The 8,037-nt window shown below is 60.8% G+C and carries 6 protein-coding genes and 1 pseudogene; 6 read left to right on the forward strand and 1 reads right to left on the reverse strand.

All coding sequences use genetic code 11. The features are described from left to right. The 5 genes and pseudogenes from rho to ppk2 all read left to right on the forward strand — a co-directional run. On the forward strand, window positions 1–820 hold an 820-nt coding region (gene rho / locus Q0341_RS04995), incomplete at its 5' end, for a transcription termination factor Rho (protein ID WP_299510967.1). An 85-nt stretch (window positions 821–905) separates the two neighbouring features. Continuing rightward, window positions 906–1,169 carry a type B 50S ribosomal protein L31 gene (locus tag Q0341_RS05000; protein ID WP_019429339.1) on the forward strand — a complete coding sequence of 88 codons (264 nt, stop codon included), beginning with the start codon at window positions 906–908 and terminating at the stop codon, window positions 1,167–1,169. Between the two features lie 242 nt (window positions 1,170–1,411). After that, window positions 1,412–3,157, forward strand: a complete 1,746-nt coding sequence (locus Q0341_RS05005) for a hypothetical protein (protein WP_299510968.1) — start codon at window positions 1,412–1,414, stop codon at window positions 3,155–3,157. A gap of 3 nt (window positions 3,158–3,160) precedes the next feature. Further along, window positions 3,161–4,530, forward strand: a pseudogene (locus tag Q0341_RS05010) (MATE family efflux transporter). A 90-nt stretch (window positions 4,531–4,620) separates the two neighbouring features. Beyond that, window positions 4,621–5,529, forward strand: coding sequence for a polyphosphate kinase 2 (gene ppk2, locus Q0341_RS05015; RefSeq protein WP_299510970.1), 909 nt, complete (start codon window positions 4,621–4,623; stop codon window positions 5,527–5,529). 65 nt (window positions 5,530–5,594) lie between these two features. Here ppk2 and asd read toward each other — a convergent pair whose 3' ends face one another. Beyond that, window positions 5,595–6,473 (reverse strand): archaetidylserine decarboxylase, encoded by an 879-nt coding sequence (gene asd, locus Q0341_RS05020; RefSeq protein WP_299510972.1) that lies wholly within the window; start codon window positions 6,471–6,473, stop codon window positions 5,595–5,597. 52 nt (window positions 6,474–6,525) lie between these two features. Here asd and Q0341_RS05025 point away from each other — a divergent pair. Beyond that, a partial coding sequence (locus tag Q0341_RS05025) for an aminotransferase class III-fold pyridoxal phosphate-dependent enzyme (RefSeq protein WP_299510974.1) occupies window positions 6,526–8,037 on the forward strand: 1,512 nt, incomplete at its 3' end.

Consider the following 8,037-nt stretch of genomic DNA (forward strand, 5'->3'; position numbering starts at 1 on the left):
ACGCGACATCAAGGGTGAAGAAAACATCACCAGCCGCGTGATCGACATCATTGCGCCGATTGGCCGTGGCCAGCGCGCCCTGATCGTGGCGCAGCCCAAGTCGGGCAAGACGGTGATGATGCAGCAGATCGCGCATGCCATCACCGCCAACTACCCCGATGTGCACCTGATGGTCTTGCTGGTCGATGAGCGCCCAGAAGAAGTGACCGAAATGCAGCGCAGCGTGCGCGGCGAGGTGATCTCTTCCACCTTTGACGAACCCGCCTCACGCCATGTGCATGTGGCCGAAATGGTGATCGAGCGCGCCAAGCGTTTGGTGGAACTGAAAAAAGACGTGGTGATCCTGCTGGACTCGATCACCCGCCTGGCCCGCGCCTACAACAACGTGGTGCCCTCATCGGGCAAAGTGCTGTCGGGTGGTGTGGACGCCAACGCCTTGCAACGCCCCAAGCGTTTCTTTGGTGCAGCCCGCAAAGTGGAAGAAGGCGGCAGCCTGACCATCATCGCCACCGCCTTGGTGGACACCGGCAGCCGCATGGACGAGGTCATCTTTGAAGAGTTCAAAGGCACCGGCAACTGCGAAATCCATTTGGAGCGCCGCCTGTACGAAAAGCGCGTGTTCCCGGCCATCAACCTCAACCGCAGCGGCACCCGCCGCGAAGAGCTGCTGCTGCAGCCCGAAGTGCTGCAAAAAACCCGCATCCTGCGTCAGTTCATGTACAACATGGACGAGATCGAGGCGATGGAGATGGTCTTGAAGAGCATGAAGGCGACCAAGAACAACTCCGAGTTCTTCGACATGATGCGACGCGGCGGTTGATACCCTATAATCGATATGTTTTGCGGAAAGTGCACTCAGATAGGCTGAAGTGTGGCTACCGTAGCGAAAATAAAAGGATTTCCCCATGAAAGACGGCATTCACCCCAACTACCGTGAAATTTGCTTCCAAGACATGTCCAATGGTTTCAAGTTCGTGACCCGCTCATGCGCTAACACCAAAGAGATGATCAAAATGGAAGACGGTCGCGAACTGCCTTTGTACAAGCTCGACACCACCAGCGAGTCGCACCCCTTCTACACCGGCACCCAAAAGTCGGTCGACAACATGGGCGGTCGTGTGGAAAAATTCCGCAACCGTTTCGGCAAGACCACCACCATCGCCAAGTAATTCGCGCATTGGTGTTCCCCAAAAGGGCAGCCCGGGCAACCGGCCTGCCCTTTTTGTATGGGCCTTGGCCCAACTGCTCGGCCAATGGTCCCGGTTTGGGACAAAAGGGGCAGGAGGTACCACTGACCGACGGTGTTCGTCTTTGTAGGTCGGCGCCTTCAGGTCCGACATGGGGCCGGATCCATAAAATACGAAGACCTGCTGAGCAGCGCCCTTACCCCTGACCTGATGACCCAATCCCCGTGAACCACCCCAACCCCGCCATCGTTGCCCAAAGTGCCGTGCGCAGACTGCCTCGCCTGGCCTTGCTGCTGCTGTGCGTGGCCTATGTTCTGCCCGGTTTTTGGGGGCGTGCGCCTTGGAAATCGCAAGACTTAGAGGCCTTGGGTTACATGCTGCAACTGGCCCAGCCTGCAATGGGTGAGGCGGCCAACTGGTTCAAACCCAGTTTGCTGGGGCAGCATGACCCCCAACTGGCCTTGCTACCATATTGGTTGGGTGCAGGCTTCTTGCGCTGGGCACCTGCGGGTTGGGAAGACTTGTTTGCACGCCTGCCGTTTGCAGGCATGCTGGCCCTGACACTGGCGGCCACTTGGTATGCCATTTATGCACTGGCGCGACACCCCGCGGCCCAGCCTGTGGCCTTTGCCTTTGGTGGCGAAGCCAAACCTGCCGACTACGCTCGCGCTTTGGCCGATGGCGGGTTGCTGGCCTTGCTGGCCTGCCTGGGCCTGGCCCGACTGGCGCATGAAGCCACGCCAGCGCTGAGCCAGTTGTGTTTTGCATCGCTGATTTTTGTAGGCTTGTCGACCTTGCCGCGCTGGCGCGGCAAAAGTGGCATCGCCATCGCTGTGGGCATGCTCGGCCTGACGCTGTCGGGCGCGCCCAGCGTGGCCCTGTGGCTGGGCGTGGGCGGCTCAGTGATCCGTGCCACCGGCCAAAGCGACCCCGCACAGGGCCGCTTGCGCATGCTCGATTTGGGTTTGTTGGCATTGCTGTGCCTGTTGTGCATCACCACCGCAGGCGCCCTCGATTTGTGGCGCTGGCGCGTGGTGCCACACGCGATGCTGGACGTGCACATCATGGCCAAGTTGCTGATGTGGTTCACCTGGCCCGCTTGGCCATTGGCGCTGTGGTCTTTGTGGCGCTGGCGGGCGCAACTGGCGCAAGTCTGGCGCTATCCGCACCTGGCCTTGCCTTTGTGGTTTGTGGCGGTCACGGTGGGGGCCACCTGGTTCACCGGTCTCACCGATCGGGCGCTGCTGTTGGCTTTGCCAGGTATTGCCGCGCTGGCCGCGTTTGCGCTGCCCACCTTGCGCCGCAGCTTGGGTGCTTTGATTGACTGGTTCACCCTGCTGTTTTTCAGCGTCTGCGCGCTCACCATCTGGGTGGTCTGGGTCGCCATGCAAACGGGCTTTCCGGCCCAGCCTGCGGCCAACGTGACCAAACTGGCCCCCGGCTTTTTACCGGAGTTTTCGGGTTTGGCTTTTGCACTGGCCTTGTTGGCCACCTTGGCCTGGGCCGGCTTGGTCAAGTGGCGCATCAGCCACCAACGCGCCGCCATCTGGAAAAGCATGGTCTTGCCCGCCTCTGGTGCCGTGCTGTGCTGGCTGCTGCTCATGAGCCTGTGGCTGCCCTTGCTCAACTTTGCCCGCAGCTACGGGCCCACGGTGCAAAAAGTGCAAGTCGTCACAGGCACCGCCCGTTGCTTGCAATACGCGGGCATCAGCCAAGCACAAGGCGCGGCACTGTTGTTCCACGCCCAAGTGCGCCTGCAGACGGCCGCGCAGCCCAGCGCCGAGTGCCCTTGGCTGGTGATGGACGAGAAGAACCGGCCCCTGATGGCAGAGCGACTTCGGGTCTTGGGCTGGGAGCAGGCGGCCATCGCCGCCCGACTTGGCGACCGCAGCGACCGGCTCCTGATTTTCCGCCCCGCACCTGAATCCAAAGACATCAGCCCAGCCCAAACCAACGCGGCCAGCAACTGAGCCATGTCCGAGCTGCGCACCATCGCCCGCCATGCAGGCCCGTGCTGGTCGGGCAGCTCGCGATCATGGCCTTCAGCGTGACCGACACGGTGATCGCCGGGCGCTACAGCCCGCATGCGCTGGCCGTGTTGTCTCTGGCTTCGGCGATTTACATCAGCATTTATGTGGCCCTCAACGGCATGCTGCAGGCACTGCTGCCCGTCTGGGCCGAACTGCATGGGGGCGACCGGCGAGCCGAAATTGGGCGCTCGGTTCGGCAAGCGCTCTACATCTCGGCGGGCGCTGCGGCGCTGGGCATGACAGGCTTGTGGTTCCCAGACCCTTGGCTGCACTGGACCCAAGTGCCTGCCGAGCTGTGGCCCGATGTGCGGGCCTATTTGCGCGTGCTGGCGCTGGCTTTGGTGCCGGCCTTGCTGTTTCGCATGTACAGCACGCTCAACCAAAGCCTGGGCTACCCGCGACTGGTGACCTGGCTGCAAGCCGGTGCGCTGCTGGTGAAGATTCCTTTGTCCGTGCTGCTGACCTTTGGCTTGGGCGATGTGCCTGGCTTGGGCGTGGTGGGCTGTGCTTGGGCCACGCTGGCGGTGAACGGCCTGATGATGCTCACGGGGCTGTGGCTCTTGCGCACGCAAGACATTTACACCCCCTACCAGTTGTGGTGCCGCCCTGAAAAGCCCCAGTGGTCGGTGCTGCGGCACTTTTTGCGCCTGGGGGTGCCCGCCGGGCTGTCCATCATGGTCGAAGTCACATCGTTCGCCATGATGGCCCTGTTCATTGCCCGGCTCGGCTCGGTGGCCTCGGCCAGCCACCAAATCGCTGCGACCCTGGCCGCAGTGCTGTACATGGTGCCGCTGGCCCTGGGCATTGCCAGCAGCGCTCGCACGGGCTACTGGTTGGGCGCGGGGCAGGCCCACCGGGCCAGGCGTGCCGCAGGCCTTGGCATCGGCCTGGCCATCGGCGCAGCCGTGGTGTGCGCTGCAGGCTTGCTGCTGGGCCGCGAAACCATCGCCAACGCTTTCACCAACGACCCAGTGGTGGCGCAAACGGCCATGGTCTGGCTGGCCTGGGTGGCGGTCTACCACTTGGCCGACGCGGTGCAGGCGGTCTGCGCCTTTTTGCTGCGCTGCTACCGCATCACGATCGCACCGCTGCTGATCTACACCGCATTTTTGTGGGGCTTCGGCTTGTACGGCGGCTACCTGTGGGCCTACGAGGCTTCAGCGCTCCACGGCTGGCTGCAATGGACCGGCCGCCCAGCGGTGGACACCTTCTGGATCAGCAGCAGCCTGGCCCTGGCCACGGTGTCGGTGCTTTTTGCGGCGCTGGTGTGGCGGGTGACTCGGCCTGTCAGCAAGCCAAGCGCCGTAGCCTGAACTCTTGGTCCAAGGCTGCAGCAAGGGCTGCGTTCATCAAAAATTCACAGAAAACAGCGACAGTTGAATTTTTAATGATTCCGAAACAACATGACACAAGCCCACGCCATCGATGAAGCCCAAATGCGCCAGCTTCGCGAAGACCTGCTGGACAGCATGGACGAAGAACTCGAACTGGAACTCGACGACCGCTGGGACGTGGAAGCCGCAGCCAACGGTGCCCAAGCGGGTGAGCGCATCCGTTATTTCCGTGAACTCTTGCGCCTGCAGTCCGAGCTGGTGATGTTGCAAGACTGGGTGGTCAAAACCGGCCACCGCATGGTCATCTTATTTGAGGGGCGCGACGCTGCAGGCAAAGGCGGTGTGATCAAACGCATCACCCAACGCCTGAACCCCCGCGTGTGCCGCGTGGCCGCCCTGCCCGCGCCCAACGACCGCGAAAAAACACAGTGGTACTTCCAGCGCTACATTTCTCACCTGCCTGCTGCGGGCGAAATCGTGCTCTTTGACCGCAGCTGGTACAACCGCGCTGGTGTCGAAAAAGTCATGGGCTTTTGCAACGACGACGAATACGAAGAATTTTTCCGCTCGGTGCCCGAGTTCGAAAAGATGCTGGTACGAAGCGGCATTCAGCTTGTGAAGTACTGGTTCTCTATCACCGATGACGAGCAGCACGCGCGCTTTTTGGGTCGCATCCACGACCCCCTCAAGCAGTGGAAACTCAGCCCCATGGACCTGGAAAGCCGCCGCCGCTGGGAAGACTACGCCCACGCCAAAGAAATCATGATTGAGCGCACGCACATTCCTGAAGCCCCTTGGTGGGTGGTGCAGGCGGTGGACAAGAAAAAAGCGCGACTCAACTGCATAGACCACTTGCTGGCACAGGTCCCTTACCACGAGGTGGCGCATCCGCAAGTGGCGCTGCCCGGGCGTGTACGCAACCCCGACTACATCCGCCACCCGGTGCCGGCCGAAATGATCGTCCCAGAAAAATACTGAACGCTCGGACGCTAAAAATCAACAGGCCCGCATGACGGGCCCGTTTTTTTGACCGTCAGCAATGCTCAAGAGGTCTGGAGCAAGGCTTGGCCCATGCGAATCTGCTCGCCGGGCGCAATGCCCTCCGCCAAGGCAAAGCCCTTCGGCACAAAAACCAAGATGGTCGAGCCATGCTCGAACCAACCCATTTCCTGGCCCTTGGCATAGGCCGCATCACAGGGCATTTCGTTCGGGCCTTTGTAGCGCAGGTTGAGCAACACATCGACCGCATGAAAGCGCATGCTGGCCACCAACACAGCCGCCACGGGCACGATCAAGAACGGCACGCCCTCTTGCGTTTGCATGTGCAAGACCGCCCGTTCGTTTTTACAAAACAGCTCTTGTACGCGCGCAAGCGCCACCGGATTCACATTCCAGGTGTCCCCCGAGATGTAAGTCACATGCTGGAGCTGCACATCATGCGGCGCATGGAAGCGGTGGTACATGCTGCTGGTCAGGCGCAACGTGATGTAGGTGCCCCCTTCCAGCTCGGCAGGCCAATGCTGACAGCGCGCGGATGTACCCAGCAAAGTTTCCAACTGGTACGGGAAACCTTTGGCCTGAAACACCTGACCCTGCATGATGGTGCCGCACGCGCCAACGATGGCATCACAAGGCGAGGTCATGAACGAGAGGTCCGGGTTGACCACCCGAGCCCCGGGCTTGAGCTCACGCGTGAAGCACGCATGCAAGCTGTCAAATTTTGAGTACTTGGCATCGCTCAAGTCCAGGTCACTGAACAAGCGCCAAACCGCCATGGACGACTTGACCACCCAAGGGTGTCGGATCTGGCTCCACCAGCCCATGAATCGGGTCAGGGTGATGCGCGGAATGCGGTTGGTGAGCAAGAAGTTCAGGTCTTCTTGCAGCATCCACTTTTGGAAAAGTTGTCGAATCTTCATCATGTTGTCACTCAATTTGAATAAAAAGAAATTTCATTGACACAAGGAAACTGCTGTGAACCCCACTTGGATCAGTTTGGGCGTATTGGCCGCTTTGGCCCCAAGCCTGCATCGGCGCATACAACTTTCGCGTGCCAAGCACCGCTCGCTGGCCGGGCACTCGCGCATGGCCAAACGGCTGGCGCGCTGGTTGCCCGGTTACGGCTTCGATGAGGCTGAATTTTTCGGCTGCGACGGCGCCCCCTCGGACATTCAAGCGCAACGCCGCGCGGCCTTTTTTTCCTTGGGGCAAACGCTGCAAACGCGCCATCGCCTGAGCATCGAGGCCACTGCGGCGGCACGCGAGAACATCTCTGACATGCAATTCATCGCGGCCTACCGCGTGCCCTTCCAGTTCAGCCCGGTGGTACGCGAGAACCTGAAGGTCGGCTCGTTCTTGCAATCGGCCCAAGGCGTGCAAGTCACCGATCTGGACGGTCAGGTTTTTTACGACCTGACAGGCTCTTATGGCGTGAACGTGTTCGGCGCTGACTTTTACAAACGCACCATGGCCGAGGGCATGGCCCGCACCCAAGCGTTGGGCCCAGTGCTGGGTTCTTACCACCCGGTGGTGGCTGGCAACGCCGAGCGCCTCAAAGCCATTTCCGGCCTGGACGAGGTGTCGTTTCACATGTCGGGCACCGAAGCCGTGATGCAAGCCGTGCGCTTGGCCCGTTACCACACGCGCCGCAAAAACATCGTGCGTTTTTGCGGGGCCTACCACGGCTGGTGGGAGGACGTGCAGCCCGGTCCAGGCAACCCGATGCCACCGCGCGAAACCTACACCCTGAGCGACATGAACGAGCGCAGCTTGCAAGTGCTGCGCACCCGCAAGGACATCGCTTGCGTGCTGATCAACCCCCTGCAGGCGCTGCACACCAACGCGAATGCACCTGGCGACTCGACCCTGGTGGACAGCAGCCGACGCGCCGCGTATGACCGCGAGGCTTACACCACTTGGCTCAAGGCCTTGCGACAGGTCTGCACAGAAAAGTGCATTGCATTGGTATTTGACGAGGTTTTCTTGGGCTTCCGATTGGGCGCAGGGGGCGCGCAAGCCTACTTTGGCGTGCAGGCCGACATGGTCACTTATGGCAAAACTCTTGGCGGTGGATTTCCCGTCGGTGTGGTGTGCGGCAAGCGCGAATGGATGCGCCGATTCGATGAAAAACGCCCGGCCGATATTTGCTTTGCGCGTGGCACATTCAACGCACACCCTGGGGTCATGGGTGCCATGTCGGTCTTTCTGGAACAACTGGACACCCCTGAAATCAAGGCCATTTACGAAGGTTTGGACGAGCGCTGGAATGACCGAGCTGCGCTGTTCAACAGCACCATGCAAAAGCATGAACTGCCTTTGCAAGCGGCCAACATGTCGAGCGTCTGGACACTCTTTTACACCCAGCCCAGCCGTTACAACTGGATGCTGCAGTACTACCTCAGGCTGCATGGATTGGCGCTCAGTTGGGTGGGAACGGGTCGATTGATCTTCAGCCTCAACTACAGCGACGCCGACTTCGAAGCCGTG

This window comes from uncultured Limnohabitans sp. (assembly GCF_937889215.1).
GTDB lineage: Bacteria > Pseudomonadota > Gammaproteobacteria > Burkholderiales > Burkholderiaceae_C > Limnohabitans_A.

Coding starts and splice junctions, on each gene's coding strand:
- Q0341_RS05000 (WP_019429339.1), top strand. CDS start 906: ATGAAAGACGGCATTCACCCCAACTACCGTGAAATTTGCTTCCAAGAC.
- asd (WP_299510972.1), bottom strand. CDS start 6,473: ATGATGAAGATTCGACAACTTTTCCAAAAGTGGATGCTGCAAGAAGAC.
- ppk2 (WP_299510970.1), top strand. CDS start 4,621: ATGACACAAGCCCACGCCATCGATGAAGCCCAAATGCGCCAGCTTCGC.